Source organism: Fimbriimonadaceae bacterium (assembly GCA_019454125.1).
Lineage (GTDB): Bacteria > Armatimonadota > Fimbriimonadia > Fimbriimonadales > Fimbriimonadaceae > JALHNM01.
Genome location: CP075365.1, coordinates 501,372 through 520,759, shown reverse-complemented (window position 1 = coordinate 520,759; position 19,388 = coordinate 501,372). Strand labels below are relative to the sequence as shown.

Sequence of the window (19,388 nt, the reverse complement as noted above, 5' to 3'; positions counted from 1 at the left end):
ACTCTCGAAATCGGCACGAAGGGTGTCGGTTTGGAGTAAGAGAACGGTTGTGAGTTGGGCGGCGAGGAGCATGGCGACGGTTGCCGCCGCACTGGCGGCCGTCTCGATTCTGGCGCAGTCTCAATTCGAGGCCCAGCGCGAGGCCGTCCTCACGCCCCCGGGCCCGGTTCAGTTCGAGCCCTGGATCGACCGGGGCGGAGACGAGTTTGTTCGGGAATACGACGCGGTCTTCCCGAGCGCGCTGTCCACGGGCGTCCCCGTCAACGACACCGTGCACCTCCGGCTCTTCCTCCCGACCGACCGCACGGGGAAGGTGCCGGTCGTCGTGATCCTGCACTATTGGGGAGCAACTGACCTCACGCTCGAAGCGAGCCAGGCCCGCGAGCTTTGCTTGACGGGCATCGGGGCCGCCATCATGACCCTTCCCTACCACCTGAAGCGCGCCCCTGCGGGCACGCGCAGTGGGGAGCTCGCGATCCGTCCCGACGCGGACGCGCTGGTGCAGACCATGACCCAGAGCGTGCTGGACCTGCGCCGCACGGTCGACTTCCTCGGATCCAGGCCGGAGTTCGACGCCGACCGGATCGGCCTCTCCGGAACGAGCCTCGGGGCGATCGTTGCGAGCCTTGGCTACGCGGTCGAACCAAGGATCAAGAGCGCGAGCTTTATGCTGGGCGGGGCCGACCTCGCCGCGATCCTGTGGTCGAGTTCCGTGGTCGTGCGGCAACGGGAAGAGTTCAGGCGAAAAGGTTTCACGGAGGAGAGGCTGCGCCAGGCAATCCGCGCCATCGAGCCGCTCGAATACCTGCGCCAAGACGATCCCCGCCCTGCCCTGGTCGTCCTAGCCCGGTATGACAGCGTCGTGCCCGCTTCGGACGGCGAGAAGCTGGCCCGTGCCCTCGGCAAGCCGCAGGTAGTGGAACTTCAGACCGGCCACTATGGCGGCGCCCTCGTGCGCGGAAAATTGGTGAGGCTGGTCCGGAACTTCTTTGCGAGCACGCTCCAAGGCAGGGACTTCACTGCGCCGGGGAGGTTCTACGCGCCGACCCTGCGGCTAGGCGTGACGTACGACACCGAGCACGGCTTGCAGCTCGGCGCGGGGTTGGACGTCTGGCGGTCGAACGCCCGGGGCGACGCCTTCGGCGCGGCCGTCCTCACGACGCAGGGCGTGCAAGGGTTTGTGGGCTACCGGCTGGGCCAGAACCTTGCGCTGGGGGTTTCGATCTTGCCGAAACGGGTGACAGCGGGGGCAATGTGGAGCGTCGTATTCTAGGCGACGAGCTGAGCGCAGCGATGCGCGACAACACCGCCAAGTCTTACGTGGGCCTTGCGATGGGCTTGCCGGGCACGCGGCTGGTGCGCGAGGACGGGTTCTACTGCGTGGTCGGCGGAACCGGCTTCGCGTTCGGCGATTTTGCCGCCGGGTTCGACCTTAAGCCGCCCTTCCTCCAGGAGGTCGATTGGCTGGCGAGGGTCGCACGGGGCCAGGACGCCTTCTGGGTTTTTTGCTCGGATGGCGACCGCCCGAAGGACATGGCTCAAAGATTGCTGAAATCCGGCTTCGAGTTGCGGCAAGAGCTTCGCCAGTTGGTTTGGCAGGGAGAAGCCCCGGGCCCCGTGCCCAAAGTCCGGCCCGCTTGGTCGCCCGAGCGTCGCCAGGTCCTTGCAGAGTTCGCGACGCGGCAGTTCTTTTCGAACTCAAGCGGACGCCGCCGATCTGCCATGGCCCTCGCGACCGTGAACTCGCCCCACGAGCTTTACTCGCTGGACGAGAACGGCCAGGTTGAGGCCTGCGCGATGGTTGTCCGAACGCCGGGGTGCCTGGGGGTCTACAACTTGTGCGTGGAAGAGTCTCTGCGGCGGCGCGGGCTCGGCAAGAGCTTGGTCACGGCGATGAAGGGGCTCGCCGCCGAAGCCGACCTCCCCCTCTTTTTGCAGTGCGAACCGTCTCTCAGCCCCTGGTATTTACGACAGGGATTTGTCGAACATGGAGAATTATCGGCATTAGCATGGCGTGGGTCGTAAGTCCATGCTATAATCGTATTGATAGGGAGAGGGTCCCGTGAAGCACCGACGCAGCGAAGCGTTCACTTTAACCGAACTCCTCCTGGTCCTGGCGATCATTACTGCGCTGGCGGCCCTGTTGTTCCCTGTCTTCAGCTCGGCGCTCGCCCACGCCAAAAGGACGGACTGCATCAGTTCGTTCAAGCAGACCAGCGCGGCGATGACGCTCTACATGGTCGACTATGACGACCGCTTTTCCACGACGCGGTACACCGGCGCGTTGCCGACCGAAGGGGTGACGGATCGCACCTGGGTCCAGGTCGTCCTGCCCTACGTCCATGATTTCAACACCTTCATCTGTCCGGCGGATTACACGCGGCAAGCCCTGGCGCGGACGGAGTACGACCCGGACGTCGTCCTCTCCGACGTGGGCGAGCGCTATTACCTGGCCTCGCAAAGGGTCAACACAGGCTTCAATTTCATCTACCTCTCTCCTTTGGTGAAGGAGCAATCGGGTGTCTGGGCGGCAAAGCCGCGGCAGTCCACCGAGCTCTCCGACCCCTCGATGACGATCCTCCTAGGGGACAGCGCCTTCTCGATCAATCGCACGGGCGTGCCGGAAGGCGGCGGAAACTTCCTTGTCGTCCCGCCCTGCCGCTACGACAAGAACAACCGGGACTCGTTCGGGCTAGACGGGTATCGCCCGGACCAGATTTACGTGCCCAACTTCGCCTGGGACAGGCCGAGCAAGCGCCTCACCCGGTACGGCAACCTCTACCCCTGGCACGACGGCAAGCTGACGATCGGAATGGTCGATGGCAGTGTTCGCGTCCTCCCGATCGCACGGACCTTCGAGGGGTGCGACGTCCGGAACGGCTGGGAAGGCATCGTTTACGACCCCGACCGGTACATCTGGGACTTCAACTGACCGCTTACCGGTCGAGTCGCCCCGTTTGCCGCATCAGCGTCGCTAATTGAACCGCCCTTTCCCAAGTAGGACGGGCGGCATGGCCCGCCTCACCCCGGGTACGGTTGACACAGGCAAATGAAGGTCAGCATCATCGGTGGCGGAGGCCGGGTCGGTTCGGACGCGGCGTTCGCCTTGCAACTTGGCGGGGTCGTTAGGGAGATCGTTCTGGTCGACGCGAACGCGGACATGGCGGCGGGCGAGGCCCTCGACCTGCGACACGGCGCGTCCCTGGTGGGCGGCCAGTTCTTCCGCTCCGGGGACTACGACATGGTCGCGGGCAGCGACTGCGTGGTCATCACGGCCGGTCTGCGGCGTCAGCCAGACGAGAGCCGGCTCGACCTCATTAACCGCAACCTCGGGCTCTTCAGCCAGATCCTCGATAGCCTCAAAGGCGCAAAGCTCCCGAGCCATGCGACGATCTTGGTCGTGAGCAACCCGGTCGACATCCTTACCCAGACTGCGGTCGGCGCGGGCATCCTGCCCGAGCACCAGGTGATCGGGCTTGGCACCGTGCTCGACACAGCCCGGTTCCGGTCGCTGCTGGCGGACAACCTCGGCGTGAACGCCCTTGACGTCAAGGCGCTCGTCCTCGGCGAGCACGGCGACACGATGGTCCCGATCTGGTCGAGCGCGACGATCGGCGGCGTGCCGATGGGTTCGATCCCCGGCTGGACCGACCAACGCGGGTTCGACATCTTTGCGGCGACGAAGACGAGCGGCGCCGAAGTCATCCGCCAAAAGGGCGGCGCTGGTCGCGCCGTCGGCGTCTCCATCAAGGAAGTGGTCGAAGCGATCGCGCTGGACAGCGGGCGGGTGCTCCCGATCTCCGCGATGCAGAAGGGGGCCCTCGGCGTGAAGGACGTCTGCTACTCCATGCCGACGGTGGTCGGGCGGCTCGGCGCGGTCTCGATCTACGAACCGAAGGTGAGCGACGGCGAGCGCGAAGCGTTGCTCAACAGCGCCAAGGCCCTGAACGAGATGTGGGCCCAAGTGCAGGGCGCAGTCCCGGCCTAAGAAGGTGAGGCGCGGCTCGACAGATGACTGACGGGCCGCGCGTCTCCATCCTCATCCCCAGCTACAACCACGCCGAATACTTTCGCGCGTGCCTGGACAGCGTCCGCGCCCAGACCTTCACGGACTGGGAGGTTGTCATCGTCGACGACGGCAGCACCGACGGCAGCGACCTTATCGCATGCGAGTACGCCTTTAGCGACCGGCGCATCCGCGCCACCTCCAACGAGTCAAATCTCGGAACCTACGGCACCGAGCAGCGCGCCCTGGGCTTGGCCCGTGGCGACCTCGTCGCGATCCTGAACTCGGACGACCTCTGGCTCCCCGATAAACTTGCCCTCCAGGTGGCGGCCCTGGACGCAAACCCTGGTGCCTCTGCGTGCTACACGCTCGGTTGGATGGTGGACGAGCACGGCGCGATCCAGGAGGAGGACGTGCACGCCGATTGGCCGCAGAAGGCCGTGCAGGACGCCCTTCCCTGCCTGCTCGCGGAAAACCGGATCCTGGCCAGCAGCGTCGTGTTCCGGCGCGAGGGGTTGCGGTTCCACACGGACCTGCGCTACAGCGGCGACTGGGTCGCCTTGCTGGAAGCGGCGATGCGCGGCCCCTTTTGTTGCGTGGCCGAACGGGCCACCTCCTGGCGACAGCACTCGAGGAACACCTATCGAATGAGCCCTCGCCAGGCGCTCGAAGAGGTTCGCGTCCGCGAGGCGATCCTGCAGGATTCGGAAAACTGGCGCGGGGAGCGCGCGATCTTGCCCTGGGAAGCGGGAGAGGGCAAGAACGCGATCAACCTCTTTGCCCTGTACGCCTTGTTCGGGGAGACGGCAGCAGCACGGAGCCTTCTCGGCACGATGCTTCAGTTCCCGAATCGGTGGGTGGCGCTCAAGCGCTGGGGTGGAATCCTGATGGGCAGCGGGAGGCTCGCTCGCCACCTTTGGCGCGAACAAGCCGAGGCGGGGGTCGACCTGGACGCCTTTCCCCCGGCCTATGCCTCTCAGCGGCCCTTGGCGATAACAGCCTTCCCGAAGGGACAGGCTCTTCGTCCCGATCTTTAGCCCCCCTAGTGGACTAGGCCCCGCCCGGGCCTAGAAACCCTTGCGCGGTTCGCCGACGTACCTCTAGAGCCAGCGCACGGAGAAGGAATGAAGATCACCTGTTTTGAGACGCGCCGCCGCTTGCGGGACGTCGATTTGGAGTTAACCCGCGCGGAGGCCGAAGAATTGGTCGATTACCTCCGCCGAATGCTTGACCAACCCGACGTCGACCGAACCTACCTGAGCGAGATCCGCGACGGAAGGATCGAGCAAGAGATGTCGGTCTCGATGGTCTAAGCCCGACCTCGACCTTGTGACTTTGGCGGTGGCGAACCCGCCGCCAACGTAGCCCCGCCGAACTCCGTACTTGCTAGACTGGCAAGATCATGTTGGCGCTTTACATCTTCTGCGCGATCTTGGGGGGCGGCTTCGTGCTGGTCTCGGCCCTGGGCGGCGCCCTGGGCCATGGCCACCTCGACTCAGGAGCGGACGCGGGGGGCCACGACGTCGAAGGCGCCTTCGACCACACGGCCGAAACAGACGCGCCTCTCCACGGCCACGGAGCCTCGCACGACGCGGTCAGCGCGGGCAGTTTCTGGCTACCCTTCTTTTCGCTCCGGTTTTGGACCTATTTTATCGGGTCCTTCGGTGTGCTCGGAGTGGCTCTGAACTTGCTCAAGGCGAGCACGGAGCCGGCCACCATGGCCATCGCGGGCGTGACCGGGCTCTGCATCGGTTGGGCGGCGGCGTACCTGATCCGGCTGCTCGGCGCTCCTGACAACAACAGCAGCATCGCCGAAGGCGACTTTCTAGGTTCGGTCGGGCGCGTGACAGTCGCCGTCCGAGGCGCGCAACCGGGCAAGGTCAGGACAAGTATTCGTGGTGACTTGATCGATATGATTGCCGTCAGCGACTCGGGGTCGGACGTCGAACAAGGCGAGGAAGTCTTGATCGTCGGTATCGAACGGGGTCAAGCCCGGGTCGCCCGCAAGTCGGAATACCTGGGAGAATAAAGAGATGGACCTTCCGGAACTGATAAGGACCGCCGCCCCAGTGGGCTGGGCGGTCGTCTCGGGCCTCGTCGTCCTGGGCTTGGCCCTGGCCGTGCTCATCGTCACGCGGACATTCCGGCGCATCTGCGGCCCCAACGAAGCCCTCATCGTTTCGGGCTTCATGAGCGGCAGCCGCATGGACGGCCGCCGGCGCGGTTACCGCCCCATCATCGGCGGCTATTGCTGGGCGATCCCCGCCCTCACCAAGATCGACCGGCTGAGCCTGACCTTGATGGAGGTTCCCATCTCGGTCCGCAACGCCTACTCGCGCGGCGGCATCCCGATGAACATCGATGCGATCGCGAACGTAAAGATCAGCAGCGACGAGCGGGTCTTCTCGAACGCGGTGGAGAGGTTCGTCGGACGCGACCCGGGCGAGATCCGTCGGGTCGCGAAAGAGACATTGGAGGGGCATTTGCGCGGCGTCGTCGCGACCTTGACCCCGGAGCAGGTGAACGAAGACCGCCTGGTCTTCGCGGAAGCCCTGGCGCGGGAGACGGAGGAGGACCTCGCGAAGCTCGGACTCCACCTTGACACCCTGAAGATCTTGCACGTCGGCGACGAAGTCGCCTACCTCGACGCGACGGGCCGCAAGGCTATCGCGAACGTCGTGCGAGAGGCGACCATCGCCGAGTCGGACTCCAAGCGGAACGCCGAACAAGCGGAGGCTGAGGCCATCGGCCGGGCCAAGGTTGTCGCGGCAGAATGCCAGGCGAAAGCGGCGCGTTTGAAGAACGAGCTGCGGACGATCCAGGCCGACCTCAAATCCCGGGTGGATTCCGAAGAGGAGCGCACGACGGCGGCTGCGCGCGAAGCGCGTGCCAAGGCGGAGCAAAAGCTCCAGGAAGTCCGTTCCCAGCTCGAAACTTTGCGCCTGCAGGCTGACCAGGTCTTGCCGTCGGAAGCGGCGCGCCAAGCCGAAGAGTTCAAGGCGCGCGGGCGCGCGGCGCTCATTCGCGAGCGCGGCCGGGCGGTGAGCGAAGCGCTCGACCTTCTCCATGAGGCGTGGTCGAAGGCGGGCCCGAGCGCGAAGCAGATCGCCGTGATTGAAGACCTTGAGAAACTGATCCAGGCGGCGGTCGACGGGGTCAAGCGGATCGAGGTCCAGAGCCTCAACGTGATCGACTCCGGCGACGGGCGCACCCTGCCGAATTACATCGCGGCATACCCGGAGATGCTGGGATCGGTCTTTGAGGCGATCGAAAAGACGACCGGAATCGACATCCCCGCGACGGTCCGCGGGAAGGAAGGTGGAAAGTGAACATCCCGATCATCGTCGGCATCATTCTCGGGGCCTTCGCGGCCTTCGGCCTCCTGCTGTTCGTCAGCATGGGCTCGATCTTCTTCGTCTGCGGCCCGAACCAGGTGTTGATCTTCAGCGGCCGGAACCGGCGCTCGGGCGACCGTAAGATCGGCTACCGAGTGGTCAAGGGGGGCAGCACCTTGCGCAACCCGTTCCTTGAGAAGGTGGACGGGCTCGACCTGACGAACATGATCATCGAGCTCAACGCGATCGGCGCCTACGGCAAGGGCGGCGTGCCGCTCAACGTCCAAGGCGTGGCGAACGTGAAGGTCGCGGGCCACGAACCAGTGCTCAACAACGCCATCGAGCGCTTCCTCGGCAAAGGGCGGCAGGAAATCATGGGCATTGCCAAGGCGACCCTGGAAGGCTCTTTGCGCGGCGTGCTAGCGACGCTGACCCCCGAACAGGTGAACGAGGACCGCAACCTCTTTGCAGAGAGGCTGGTGCAAGAAGTCGAGCAGGATATGACCGCGCTCGGGCTGGTCGTGGACACGCTGAAGGTCCAGAACATCACCGACGACGTGAAGTACTTGGACTCCATCGGCCGTATCCGCAGCGCGGAACTCCTCTCTTCGGCCCGTGTCGCGGAGGCCACCGCCCGAGCCGACTCCGCCATCCGGAGCGCCGAGAACGAACTTAAAGAGGTCGAGGCCCAAATCCGAGCCCAGATCTCGGTCGCCAAGGCGGACGCAGACAAGGGGCTGACCGACGCGGTCACCCGCCGGGACGCGGTGGTTGCGGAGCAGAACGCGGACGTCGCGGCAATGCTGGCCAAGGCGGAGGCGGAGATCAAGGTGCAGGCGGCGAGGATCGAGCAGGTCCGCCGCCAGTTGGAAGCCGACGTCGTCGCCCCGGCCAAGGCCGAGTGCGAAGCCTTGGAGCAGCAGGCGGCAGCCGCAGTGGCGCCGATCGTCGAGGACGGCCGCGCCCGCGCGGACGCCCTCACCAGGCTCGCCGAGAGTTGGACTGACGCCGGCGACCAGGCGCGAGAGATCTTCATCTTGCAGAAGATCGAGCCGATCATCCGCCAGCTGACCGAGACCATCGGCAAGACCAAGATCGAGAAACTGACGGTGATCGACACAAGGGCGGCCAACGGCGGCATGGACGCAGGAAAGCTCCTCGCCATGAACGCCCAAGTGAAGGAAGTCTTCGGCATCGACGTCGCCGCGAAGTTGGCGGAGATGGCCTCGAAGGAGCCCGAGAGACCAGCGCCGTACGTTCCCGAACCCGTGCACCGGATCGACGTTTCGCCCACACCGACGCCGATCGTGGAGCCGAACAACCCTACGCCACCGCCACGCCGCCGCGACAAGTAGCGGCCCCGCCAGGGCCCCGGCAACCGGGGCCCTGCAGCCGGACAGGATTTTCTGCCGGAATCGGCCTAGGACAACGAATAAAGAGGGGGGCGCCTACCGTCAATAATTATTGAAGCCGAGTTCGGTCCTGACCGAAGCGGGGGAACCAATTTTTGGGGCGTACGACGCCAAACGTCGAGGGTATCTCTTGGCCCTAGCCCGTCAGCTCACCCCGTAGGCGCATCGAGAGAGGGTCTCTCCGCCGTGCGGACGATCCTCTGAAAAAAGAGGAGAGATAGAGACAGAAAATGACGTTCGAGACCGCCTGCCGCGCGGAACTCACAAGAATTCGACAGACACTTCGAACAGACTCACGGTCCGTGCGCGACCTTCGTCGCCTGCGCGACCGTGTGCGGACGTGTACCAATACGCTCACGGGGCTCTGCTTTGCCGCCGGTCAAGTCGGCGACACGCACCGTGCCCGTCTTTTCGCCGGTGCCGCCTCCCGAGCCCTCCTGCTGCTCGACGAGGTCGAATCGATCAAGCTCGAAATTGAGGCCAACCCGTCCCGGGATGACCGTTTCCAGTTAGACTTGGCCGAAATGAAGCAGGGGGCAGACAAACAGCAATGGCAGTAGACATGGACAAATGGCGTGGTATGGACGGTTCGGACGGTTTCGTCTGCCAACCCTTCATCCACATCGTCTTTCAGCGCGGCTCGGTGGTCGAACACGGGATCAACGGGTGCCGCCTGGAAGACGTGATCGACGTGCTCATCGAGCGCTTGCTCGACCACCAGGGCCGTGACATGGCGTGCAAGGAGAACGAGGTCGCGCTCCACCACCTCCAGGTGGCGAAGGAAGCGCTCCTGGTCCGCCGGCGCGTCCGCGAACAGCAGCACGTGATCAACACGAGGCAGAAGCACGCGAGCATGCCCGACGAAGACTTGGGCCACGCGATCCGGTCCGACCTTTACGGCCTCCCGACCGACCCCGTCACGAGCGGGAGTTGACCCCGCCTACCAGCGGATCAGGTTCGCTCCCCAGACGAGGCCGGCGCCGAAACCGACCGTCATGACCGTGTCGCCTACCTTAAGGCGACCGGTCTTTTTGGCTTCATAGAGGGCCAACGGAATGGAGCCTCCGCTCGTGTTCCCATAGCGGTCGACGTTGACGAAGACCCGGTCGTCCGGCAGGCCGAGCCGCTCTTGGGCGGCGCGGATAATCCTGAGGTTCGCCTGGTGAGGGACGAAAAGGTCGACGTCGGCCGGCGTTAAGCCCGCCTCGTCGAGCGTTCGGCAGCAGGCGTCGTTCATGGCCTTCACCGCGAACCGATAGACCTCTTGGCCGTTCATATGCACCTTGCGCCGCTTGCCTTCGGACTCGGGCGCGTTGATGGGGTAGCGCGATCCCCCGACCTCAAAGTCGATGTGCGCCGCCCCTCTCCCATCGGCGGCCATGACCGTCTTCATCACTCCCCGGTCGGTGCCTTCTTGCGCCTGCACCACGACGGCTCCGGCCGCGTCGCCGAAGAGGACGCAGGTGGAGCGGTCAGTCCAATCAAGGTACTTCGTGAGGACGTCGACCCCGATCACCACGACGTTTCTCGCGGCACCGGACTCGATGAGGGCGGTCGCCACCGCCAAAGAAGTGATGAACCCGGCGCAGGCCGCGCCCACGTCGAACGCGGATGCGTTCAGAGCCCCGATTCCGGCTTGGACCAGGCAGGCGGTCGCGGGGAACGGCATGTCGCCAGTGACTGTGCCGCAGATGACGGTGTCCACCGCTTCCGGGGACAAGCGCGCGTCCTCGAGCGCTTCCCGAGAGGCCTCTATGCTCAAGGTCGAGGCGGTCTCGTTCTCGTCGCAGACCCGTCGTTCCTTGATCCCAGTTCGCTGGACGATCCACTCGTCGTTCGTTTCGACTATCTTTTCCAGTTCGAAGTTATCTAAAACGCGTGAGGGAACGCCATGTCCGATCCCGGTGATGACGGCTCGCGTCATACGGCGGCCCCTTCCGCGAGTTGGCTGAGAGACTCCCGGATTTTCCCAACGAGGTCGTGCTCAGCCGCCCTCGCGGCGATCATCAGGGCGTTCTTGATGGCTTTCGGGTTGCTCCTGCCGTGCCCGATGACGCAAATCCCGTTCAGCCCAAGCAGAGGCGAGCCGCCGTATTCGGCGTAGTCGAGCTTGCGGCGAAGGGGCGCCATCGCCGCCTTCATGGGAAGGAACAGGAAGCGGCCCGGCCCGGTGGGGACGGAACCCCTTATCTCGTCGACGATGTACTCCGCGACCCCCTCCGAAGTCTTGAGCACCATGTTGCCGACGAAGGCGTCGCAGACCAGGACGTCACATTCCGCATGGAACATCGCTTTCGGCTCTAGGTTGCCCGCGAACCAAGGGTAGCGCGCCATCATGTCATAGGCCTGCTTGGCGAATGCGTTGCCTTTGCCGGGCTCCTCCCCGATGTTCAGGAGGTGCGCCTTCGGGTCCTTCTTCCCCATGACCCGCTCAGCATAGGCAAGCCCCATAAGGGCGAACTCCACCAAGTGTTCCGGGTCGACATCGGGCGAGGCCCCCGCATCGAGCAAGAGGAATTGTCCATTTCTCCTGGGAAAAACCGACGCAATAGCGGGCCGATGGACACCACTAATCTGTCGCCAACTGAGCAAGGCGGCCGCAGTGGCCGCGCCCGTGTTGCCAGCCGAGACCATGGCGACGGCTTCACCCGTTTTGACCAAGTTTGCCGCCACAGAAATCGACGAATCTCGTTTCTTGCGCAAAGCCTCGGTGGGCTTTTCGTGCATCTCGACGACCTCCGATGCGGGGTGGATGCGGATGTTCGGCGGCGGCGTGCCCCGGAAGCACGAGCGGATGCGGTCGGGGACGCCGACCAAGAGGATCTCCTCCTGCATCAGCTGGGCCGCCCAGACGGCCCCTTCGACGATGGCTTCGGGCGCAAAATCGCCTCCCATCGCGTCGAGGGCGATGGTCACGAGCCGGTCTCCCCGTCGTGGCGCAGTTCGCCGAGCACCCGGAATGCAGGATGGCCGTCCTCGACTTTCGCCGCCGCGCCGCCCTCCCCGCCGGGACAGGGGACTTCCCAATCACCGGAGCAGAGGGACTGCATCGGGAGGCTCAAGAGCAGGCCCTGACGAAGGAACGCGTCGAGGATGAGGGCGTTATGGTCGAAGAGCGGTTCCGGTTCGTCGGTGACGACATAGGCATAGCTGTCCGACGCGTAAGCGGAAGGCACGCCCTCCACGGCGAACTGCTCGTCCATCGAAAATTTGACGTCGACTTCCAACGGTGCCGTGCACCGTGCGCACTCCACAACAGTTTTGGTACGCAGTTGGGCCTTCACAAGGAGCAAGTTTCCGGTGCTCACGGCCTGCAACTGGCCTGTGACGGGTTCTAGTAGGTCGATGTCCTCTTCCTGGCCAAGCTCGGATCGCACCTCGAATACCAGTTTTTTGCCCGGGTGTTGGACCGCCTCGTTAAGGTCGAGGAGCCCCGTGCGTTTCATGAGACACCCCACATTTTACACGGGACCCGCTCCTCGGGCCGACTTTCTTCGGCTTGATGAACGATTTCGGGAGCCTGGCTCGTCCCAGTAGTAACAGTGCGCCGCCCTGACGGGGCTTCTTGTCAGGTATCGTTGCGCGTGCCCTGGGTCACTGAGGTGGACGGCTTGAAGAAGTGGTGTCTTGTATTCGTCGCTGGTGCGCTTGTCATCGGCTGTGGCGGCGTTAGCGCCGAGAATAGTAACGGCAACAACGGTGGTGGTGGAGGAAACGGTGGTGGCGGCGGCGGTGGCCGCGGCATCCCGACCGTGAACCTTGGCAATAACGCCCAGGTTCAAATCCTGTACCTGTCCGGTCAAGGCCGGCGCGCCGTCGGCTCGCAGATCGCGGTCATCCGCAACGCGCGAATCTACAATTCGCCGACCGACTTTGAACCTAAGGAGCAGCAGGGTTCTGCCTCCCCGGTCCGCATCCAGCTCGATGGTTACACCATTAACCAAGCTGTGTTCAGCGTTCCGGTGGCCGCTGGGATCCCATTTAAGACCTACACCCAGTTCCCCCTGGAGATCGCCCAGATGGACGAGCAGGGTGCGAGCGGTTTCAGCACCGTCTATGGCGGTCCTCCCATCGAATTCCGGCCGTATTTCGACCTCGACGCGAAACTTTTCCCAGGCCGTCAGACGACCATCCAGGTCAACCTGAACGACGCGATGCTGCGGTTCGACAACGTCAACGGCATCATCTTCAACCGCCAGCAGTTCATCGACGAGAACTACGCGGAGTACAACAAGAAGATCAATGGGTTCCTGAGCGACATGGTCGCCTTCGACGTCACGACGATGCCCGAGGCCCAGCGGCCGAAACTGGGCAACGGCAAGCCCGCCGAGATGGTCCACTTCTCCGGGGACAGCATTGGCATCTCCGCGGGGTACGACGAGACCGACTCCTTCGAGTTGCTCGACCCGGTCGTGATTGAGACCGGCATCTTGAAGAAGGCCACAGTGCTCGGCGGACGCCCGGCACCGGGGACCTATACGGTCCGCGAGCCCGACCCGCGAGACCCGCTGGTCGACGAGGCGAAGATCGTCGCCCTCCAAGGCTTCTTCCGCCCCTATACCGAAGTCCTTTCGAACATCCCTGACTTCGCCATGGTGTTCCTGCCCGGGACGCGCGACCAGAATGCCATGCAGGTCGTGGCCTTCCAGCGCAACGCGACCGGCAAGGTCACCGCCCTTTGGCAAGGCGTCGCCTCGCTGACCTCGGCGACAGGGGGCACGGTGAAGCTCTTCAGCCTCGAACAGATTCGAGACGGCAGTGCGGACAAGGTGGCCAATGCCCGGATCACCTTTACAAAGCCGAACGGGATTCTCCGGACCGGCGATTTCGTGGTGGACACGCCGCCAGCCGGCTTCCCCTTCCCGACGACGGGAAGCTTCGTGGTCCTCAGATAAATGTTCCGCGTCCTGGCCGGGATCGAGACCGAGTACGGGCTCTCGATCCAGGGCCGCGGGGCGGAAGACCAGGTCGAGGACAGTGCCGAATTCGTCCGCGCCTTTCCGGCGCGGGCGTTCGTAGGTTGGGACTACCGTTTTGAGAGCCCCAGGGCAGACCTTCGCGGGTTCAAGCTAGATCGGCTCGCATTCGATCCGGAAGACGCCAAGTTCGATACAGGCAGGGTCCATCAGTCCGACCAGGCCGTCCGATCAGACCGGGTGTTGCCCAACGGCGCGCGGTTTTACAACGACCACGGCCATCCCGAATACGCCACGCCGGAATGCTGGAGCCTGGAAGAGCTCACGCTCCACGACATGGCGGGCGAGGAGTGGCTTCGGCGGACGGCCGAAGCCTACGAAGCCCTGACGGGGCTCCGGACAAAGGTCTTCAAGAACAATTCGGACGGGCACGGTGCCTCCTATGGCACCCACGAGAGCTACCTTGTCCCGAGGCCGCTCGGCTTCGAGGCGCTCTACCGCGCCGTCATGCCGATGCTCGTGGCGAGGATCGCTCTGTGCGGCGCGGGCAAGGTCGGGAGCGAGGCGCTAGGACCTTGTGACTACCAGCTTTCGCAAAGGGCAGATTTCTTTGTCGAGGCGGCAAACGCGGAGACCCTCTACCGCCGCCCTGTCTTCAACACTCGGGACGAGCCCCACGGCGACCCCGGTCAGTGGATCCGCCTGCACGTCATCAGCGGCGACGCCAACATGCTTCCCGCCGCCACCCACCGGAAGGCCGGACTCGTCAAGGTCGCCTTGCTCTTAGCGATGGCCGAAGAGGCCCCGGTTTGGCGCATCCCCAGCCCGCCGAAAGCGGCCCAGAGCGTGAGCCGGTCGCATCGGGGAGAGGGCCGGATCGACCTGGAGGGCGCGAATTGGACCACCGCCCGCCAGATCATTGAGTCTTACACAGATGCCTTTCGCCGCACGTTCGTCGCCGATCCTGAGGCGTCAGAGCTCCTCGCCGTCTGCGACGAGGCTGAATCGCTGCTCGCCGACCTGGCTGGGGAGGGGGACAGAGCGGCCCGGCGCATCGACTGGCTCGCCAAGAAACGCCTGCTCGATGAGTTTCGCGAGTCGGAAGGGCTGGCTTGGAACGACCCGACCCTCCGCTCACTGGACCTGGCCTACCACGACCTGGACCCCGACGAGGGACTCGTGCCCGCCCTCGCCCAAATGGCCCGAATCGACCCATTTCCAGAGGACGCAATAGTCCGGGCACGAATGACGAGCGTCTTCGAGAGCAACCGCGCCCGGGTCCGCTCCCAGGCGGTCAAGGAGTTTCTCCCGAGCCTCGCCGGAGTATCCTGGGGCAGCCTTAGCCTCAGTGATGAGGGCCGCGAGGTGCGGTTGGCGCTCGACCCCGGCAAGGACTATGGCCCGGGGATCGAAAACGCCCGCGCGATCAGCGAGCTGGAGACCGTAGTAAAAGGAGACACATGACGATTTCATTCGACCGCACTCTCCGCCGGGAATTCGAAGAGCCGTCACGCAAGACGGGGGACGACGAGGGGCCCACTAAGCCCGATATCGGTCGTCCGGACGCTCCGAACGAGCTGCTAAAGCGCATGAAGCGCGTCGACCCGGAGCAGGCGAAAAAGTACCGCCAGCGATCAGGCCAGTGACAGCGCCGAACGCCGCGTCGTTTCGGGAGCTGGTCGGCTTCGAGCCCGTGGCCGCCGGCCCCATTGGCGAGGTGCACGGCACCACCGTCATCGCCTTGCACTATGATGCCGGTTGCCTCGTCGTGGCAGACCGCCGCGCGACCGCGGGCAACTTGATCATGTTCGACCATGCGGACAAGATCGTGCCGCTGGACCGGTTCACTGTGGTCGCGGTGAGCGGCGCTTATGGCCGATCCTTGGAGGTCTCGCGCTACCTTCGCCACGCCTTCAAGTACTACGAGAGGCTGAACTTGGTTGAGATCTCGACCGAGGGGAAACTGATGGAGATCTCGCGGGCGCTCCAAGGCAACATTCCGGCCGCCGCCTCCGGCATCGGTATGTTCCTTCCGATCGCAGCCGCCTATGATCCTCGGGCCGACCGCTTCGGCGTTTACTTTTTCGATGCGGCGGGCGCCCGGTTCCAAAATGCGGACTATGCGTGCGCGGGTTCCGGCTCGGAGCGGATCCGGGGGGTCTTTGAATATCTGATCCGGACGAAAGGGCCCTGGGCGGCCCGCAACCAACACCAGGTGCTGCAAGACGCGCTCAGGATGCTGGAAATCGCCGCCGATTTGGACTCGGCTACCGGGGGCCTCCGCAAAGTCCCGCCTGCGGTCTACGTGCTGGACCGGAACGGGTCGCGCAGCCTGTCGGACGAAGAGACTTTGGCCGCCATGGCCGACCTAGACTGAACAGGCCCCCGGCTTGTCAAAGCCGGGAGCCTGTCTTTAGAGGCCGCCGTTCCTTAGAAGCGGTAGCCGAGGTAGAAGCCGAGGCTCGTGGCGCGGGCGCCCGAAGCGTCGTCGCTGTGGATGAGCGTGGTCTCGCCGAAGAGGTGCTCACCGAACTCCATGCCCCAGCCGACACGGGCGGCCAAGACGGTGTCCGTGCGGGTGACGTCTACGATCGCGATTCCTGCACCAACGTAAAAGTAGCTCCGGTTGTACTCGTCGCCGGTGCGCGACCCGCCATAGAACCGCTGGTTCAGGAAGATCGGAAAGATGTTCCCCTTGTCACCGCTGCCGGTCTTGCCAAGCCAGTCGGCGGAAAGCGTCAGCTCGCCGTTCCGAACGAGGCTGTGGTTGAAGAAGTACTCCGCTCCGATGCCGAAGAAGTTGCGGACACTGTCGCGGGTCTTGGCATCGATCGGATAGACGTAGCCGATCCTAAACGCAAGGTTTGTCGGGGTTTGCACCGTTTGGGCAGGTGCAAGGGCGGCCAGGCCGAGCGCGGCGAGAATCAGGTGTTTTCTCATGGATCCTCCGTAAAGACGAGGCGACTCAATCCAGTTGAGTTCAGCCTATCCTACCTTGCCGAACCTCGGAAAGGCACCGGTGGCCGACGGTAAACTCGTTCCCGGAATGCCGGAATTATTGCTCGAGGTCGGCTGTGAAGAGTTACCGGCCGGTTCAATCCGGCGTGCGCACGACCAACTCGCTTTCGAGATCCTTACGCGGCTAACGGCCGCCTCGGTCTCACACGGCGCCCATGAAACGCTCGGCACACCCCGGCGGCTCATCGTCTCAATCCAGGACGTTCTCGATCGGCAACCTGATGTTCCGACCGCCTCGCGGGGGCCTGCCGTGAAAGCGGCATTCGACGCCGAAGGCAAACCAAGCAAGGCGCTGGAAGGCTTCTGCCGGGGCCAGGGCATAACCCCCGACCAAGTCCAGGTCGAAGGCGACTACGTCTGGGCGCACCGCGTGGTCCCGGGCAAGCCGACGCGCGAGCTTCTCGCCGAAATCCTGCCCGAAGCGATCCGGTCCCTGACCTTCGACAAAACCATGCGGTGGGGCTCCGGGCGGTTTCGGTTCGCCCGCCCAATTCGCTGGATCTTGGCAACTTTCGGCTCTGAAGTTGTCCCTTTTGAGCTCGAGGGCATTCTGTCCGGGGATTTAAGCTATGGCCACCGCTTCCGCTCTCCGGGCTCATTTTCGGCGGCGAACGGCCTCGCCGGCTTGCTGGCAGAGCTCCGCCATCGCCACGTTGAACCCGATGCCGAAAAACGGAAGGCGGCCATCAGGGCGGGTGCGGAAGCCCACTCCGCCGACACCAGCGCCACCTCCGCAGCCCTTATCGAGGAAAACGCTTATCTGACCGAGCAACCGCGTTGCCTCCTCGGAAACTTCGCCCAAGAGTTCTTAGAATTGCCAGATCCCGTGCTGATCACCGTTATGGCGAAACATGAGCGGTTCTTCCCTGTGCGAAACCAACAAGGTTCGCTCACTACAGGATTCGTCTCAGTGTGCAATGGTGGCGACGAGAACACCGTCCGGGAGGGGAACGAATGGGTCGTGAACGCGCGGCTTAATGATGCGCGCCACTTCTTTTTAGAAGATAAGAAGCATACGCTTTCCGAATTCCTGGAGCGCACCCGTTCCATGACCTTTCAGGAAAAGCTGGGCTCTGTGCGCGATCGCGCCGACCGGCTCGCTAAGTTGGCTGCCGATATCGCCGCGTGGAGCGGCGGCAGCCTTAGCGATCAGGATTATGCCCGAAGAGCCGGTCTTTACGCAAAGGCAGATTTGAGCACTGGCCTCGTCTCCGAACTCGATGAGTTGCAAGGCGTTATCGGCGGTATTTACGGGTCCCGCGAAGACTTTCCTCCTCCCGTGACCTCAGCCATTTCGCGTCAGTACGCATCTTTCTCGGCTACCGAAGACGCAGTTGCTGACCGCACGGCATTCTGCTTGGTTTTGGCGGATCAGATCGATAAGTTGGCCGGGTATTTGGGCATTGGTGCCGTCCCCACCGGAAGTAGCGACCCTTACGGGTTGCGGCGCGCCGCCACCACAATTATCGAAGCCTGTTGGGCATGGCCGGAAGCCCAAGACCTGACGCCCTTGCTCGATAGTGCGTTTAAAAACTACGCCGATGGACAGGTCTCGCTTGATGCGGACAAGGCGACCCAGCACCTTCATGAGATCTTTGTCAGCCGGTATGAAGGCCTCTTGGCGTCGCACCGGTATGACCTCGTGCAGGCGGCCTTGAGCGGCGGAATGCCGCTTCTGAATCCGCGGGCGGTGCAATTCCGGATTCAAGTGATGGAAACCATTTCCCCTGAGACAGCGTTCATTCAGACGGCGACCCGCCCCCTGAACATTACCGCTGCCGCGGAAAAGAAGGGCCTGGTCATTGAGCCCGGATTGCCGAAGGATGAGGCTTTGCAAAGTTCGGAGGCCAGCGCGCTTCTCAGGGCCGTCGAAACGGCGCGCCAACAGGTCCGATCGGCGGCAGAACGCGCGGACGTCGCCGAATTGGTGACGGGCTTAAGGACTTTAGCAAAGCCCATCGACTCGTTTTTTGACTCCACCATGGTTATGGCAGACGACGAGCTCGTAAGGAACGCACGCCTTAGACTTTTGGCCGAAGTGAACGGCCTCCTCCTACAAGCAGGGGACTTTACGAAGATTGTGATCGAAGGTTGACGAAAGGCATTAACTGCTCGACGTACTTTGCCAAGACGTCGTACTCGATATTGACTACGTCCCCCACTCTCTTTTCACAAAGCGTTGTCGCTTCTGCCGTATGCGGGATGATATAGAATTCCGCTTGCCCGTTCGAGGGGTTGTTGACGGTCAAGCTCACGCCGTCTACGGTGAGGGAGCCCTTCTGGATCAGATAGCGTGGTTCTAAGTTTTGCAGGACGAGCTTAACTGATCCTTCCAGCGTTTCTACTGCCTCGACGGTGGCCACGCTATCCACATGGCCTTGCACAATGTGGCCGCCCAGGCGGTCAGCCGCGCGAACAGAACGCTCAAGGTTAACTCGGCTCCCAATTCTCAATGTGCGCAAGGCGGTTCGAGTCCATGTTTCTTCACTCAGGTTAAATTCGAGACCTTGATCGAAATCCACAAGGGTTAAGCAACAACCGTTAACGGCAATACTTTCTCCGATAAGATAAGGATCGTTGGAAACAGGCAGGCATTTCTCCACTAGCAAGTTTCCAGGCGATACCTTGAGGACTTTCCCCACCGCTTGGACGAGACCAGTAAACATTACCGAGTCTGTATTTTACCGAACCAGTAATTCGT

Annotated in this window: 21 protein-coding genes; 16 read left to right on the top strand and 5 right to left on the bottom strand. The window is 63.4% G+C overall.

Annotated features, from left to right (window positions below; translation table 11 throughout):
- Window positions 1-70: 70 nt before the first annotated feature.
- The 11 genes from KF733_02635 (at window position 71) to KF733_02585 (ending at window position 9,687) form a co-directional block, all read left to right on the top strand.
- Complete coding sequence (locus tag KF733_02635; GenBank protein ID QYK56381.1) at window positions 71-1,273, top strand: hypothetical protein; 1,203 nt, start codon at window positions 71-73, stop codon at window positions 1,271-1,273.
- Window positions 1,255-2,025, top strand: coding sequence for a GNAT family N-acetyltransferase (locus tag KF733_02630; protein ID QYK56380.1), 771 nt, complete (start codon window positions 1,255-1,257; stop codon window positions 2,023-2,025). The genes KF733_02635 and KF733_02630 overlap by 19 nt, the downstream gene beginning before the upstream one ends.
- A 37-nt stretch (window positions 2,026-2,062) precedes the next feature.
- On the top strand, window positions 2,063-2,932 hold the full coding sequence (locus KF733_02625; GenBank protein QYK56379.1) for a prepilin-type N-terminal cleavage/methylation domain-containing protein: 870 nt from the start codon (window positions 2,063-2,065) through the stop codon (window positions 2,930-2,932).
- Window positions 2,933-3,049: 117 nt separating this feature from the next.
- Window positions 3,050-3,988 carry a lactate/malate dehydrogenase family protein gene (locus KF733_02620; GenBank protein ID QYK56378.1) on the top strand — a complete coding sequence of 313 codons (939 nt, stop codon included), beginning with the start codon at window positions 3,050-3,052 and terminating at the stop codon, window positions 3,986-3,988.
- A gap of 23 nt (window positions 3,989-4,011) precedes the next feature.
- Window positions 4,012-5,043, top strand: a complete 1,032-nt coding sequence (locus tag KF733_02615) for a glycosyltransferase family 2 protein (protein ID QYK56377.1) — start codon at window positions 4,012-4,014, stop codon at window positions 5,041-5,043.
- Between the two features lie 87 nt (window positions 5,044-5,130).
- Window positions 5,131-5,319 (top strand): hypothetical protein, encoded by a 189-nt coding sequence (locus tag KF733_02610; GenBank protein QYK56376.1) that lies wholly within the window; start codon window positions 5,131-5,133, stop codon window positions 5,317-5,319.
- An 89-nt stretch (window positions 5,320-5,408) separates the two neighbouring features.
- Entirely contained in the window at window positions 5,409-6,035 is a 627-nt protein-coding gene (locus KF733_02605; GenBank protein QYK56375.1) for an NfeD family protein, read from the top strand.
- 4 nt (window positions 6,036-6,039) lie between these two features.
- The gene (locus KF733_02600) at window positions 6,040-7,335 is read left to right on the top strand and encodes a hypothetical protein (protein QYK56374.1); all 1,296 of its coding nucleotides are present in this window, start codon (window positions 6,040-6,042) and stop codon (window positions 7,333-7,335) included.
- Complete coding sequence (locus KF733_02595) at window positions 7,332-8,696, top strand: hypothetical protein (protein ID QYK56373.1); 1,365 nt, start codon at window positions 7,332-7,334, stop codon at window positions 8,694-8,696. Before KF733_02600 ends, KF733_02595 begins: the two co-directional genes overlap by 4 nt.
- Window positions 8,697-9,055: 359 nt before the next feature.
- The gene (locus KF733_02590) at window positions 9,056-9,313 is read left to right on the top strand and encodes a hypothetical protein (GenBank protein ID QYK56372.1); all 258 of its coding nucleotides are present in this window, start codon (window positions 9,056-9,058) and stop codon (window positions 9,311-9,313) included.
- A complete protein-coding gene (locus tag KF733_02585; GenBank protein ID QYK56371.1) occupies window positions 9,304-9,687 on the top strand; it encodes a hypothetical protein in 384 nt (127 codons plus the stop codon). Before KF733_02590 ends, KF733_02585 begins: the two co-directional genes overlap by 10 nt.
- A gap of 6 nt (window positions 9,688-9,693) precedes the next feature.
- On the opposite strand, the gene KF733_02580 is transcribed toward KF733_02585, so the two are convergent.
- Genes KF733_02580 through KF733_02570 form a run of 3 tightly spaced genes read right to left on the bottom strand, consistent with a single transcriptional unit; the run spans window position 9,694 to window position 12,199 of the window.
- On the bottom strand, window positions 9,694-10,677 hold the full coding sequence (locus tag KF733_02580; protein QYK56370.1) for a ketoacyl-ACP synthase III: 984 nt from the start codon (window positions 10,675-10,677) through the stop codon (window positions 9,694-9,696).
- Window positions 10,674-11,669 (bottom strand): phosphate acyltransferase PlsX, encoded by a 996-nt coding sequence (gene plsX, locus KF733_02575; protein QYK56369.1) that lies wholly within the window; start codon window positions 11,667-11,669, stop codon window positions 10,674-10,676. The genes KF733_02580 and plsX overlap by 4 nt, the downstream gene beginning before the upstream one ends.
- A complete protein-coding gene (locus KF733_02570) occupies window positions 11,666-12,199 on the bottom strand; it encodes a DUF177 domain-containing protein (protein QYK56368.1) in 534 nt (177 codons plus the stop codon). Before KF733_02570 ends, plsX begins: the two co-directional genes overlap by 4 nt.
- A gap of 138 nt (window positions 12,200-12,337) precedes the next feature.
- Here KF733_02570 and KF733_02565 point away from each other — a divergent pair, with 138 nt between their 5' ends.
- Genes KF733_02565 through KF733_02550 form a run of 4 tightly spaced genes read left to right on the top strand, consistent with a single transcriptional unit; the run spans window position 12,338 to window position 16,046 of the window.
- The gene (locus KF733_02565; protein ID QYK56367.1) at window positions 12,338-13,648 is read left to right on the top strand and encodes a hypothetical protein; all 1,311 of its coding nucleotides are present in this window, start codon (window positions 12,338-12,340) and stop codon (window positions 13,646-13,648) included.
- The gene (locus tag KF733_02560) at window positions 13,649-15,133 is read left to right on the top strand and encodes a proteasome accessory factor PafA2 family protein (protein ID QYK56366.1); all 1,485 of its coding nucleotides are present in this window, start codon (window positions 13,649-13,651) and stop codon (window positions 15,131-15,133) included.
- Complete coding sequence (locus tag KF733_02555) at window positions 15,130-15,315, top strand: ubiquitin-like protein UBact (GenBank protein QYK56365.1); 186 nt, start codon at window positions 15,130-15,132, stop codon at window positions 15,313-15,315. The genes KF733_02560 and KF733_02555 overlap by 4 nt, the downstream gene beginning before the upstream one ends.
- The gene (locus KF733_02550) at window positions 15,312-16,046 is read left to right on the top strand and encodes a hypothetical protein (GenBank protein ID QYK56364.1); all 735 of its coding nucleotides are present in this window, start codon (window positions 15,312-15,314) and stop codon (window positions 16,044-16,046) included. The genes KF733_02555 and KF733_02550 overlap by 4 nt, the downstream gene beginning before the upstream one ends.
- Window positions 16,047-16,099: 53 nt before the next feature.
- On the opposite strand, the gene KF733_02545 is transcribed toward KF733_02550, so the two are convergent.
- Window positions 16,100-16,609 carry a hypothetical protein gene (locus KF733_02545; protein QYK56363.1) on the bottom strand — a complete coding sequence of 170 codons (510 nt, stop codon included), beginning with the start codon at window positions 16,607-16,609 and terminating at the stop codon, window positions 16,100-16,102.
- Window positions 16,610-16,664: 55 nt separating this feature from the next.
- On the opposite strand from KF733_02545, the gene glyS reads away from it, so the two are divergent.
- The gene (gene glyS, locus KF733_02540; GenBank protein QYK56362.1) at window positions 16,665-18,782 is read left to right on the top strand and encodes a glycine--tRNA ligase subunit beta; all 2,118 of its coding nucleotides are present in this window, start codon (window positions 16,665-16,667) and stop codon (window positions 18,780-18,782) included.
- Here the strand turns inward: glyS and KF733_02535 are convergent.
- Window positions 18,757-19,353, bottom strand: a complete 597-nt coding sequence (locus KF733_02535; protein ID QYK56361.1) for a riboflavin synthase — start codon at window positions 19,351-19,353, stop codon at window positions 18,757-18,759. The genes glyS and KF733_02535 overlap by 26 nt on opposite strands.
- Window positions 19,354-19,388: the final 35 nt, after the last annotated feature.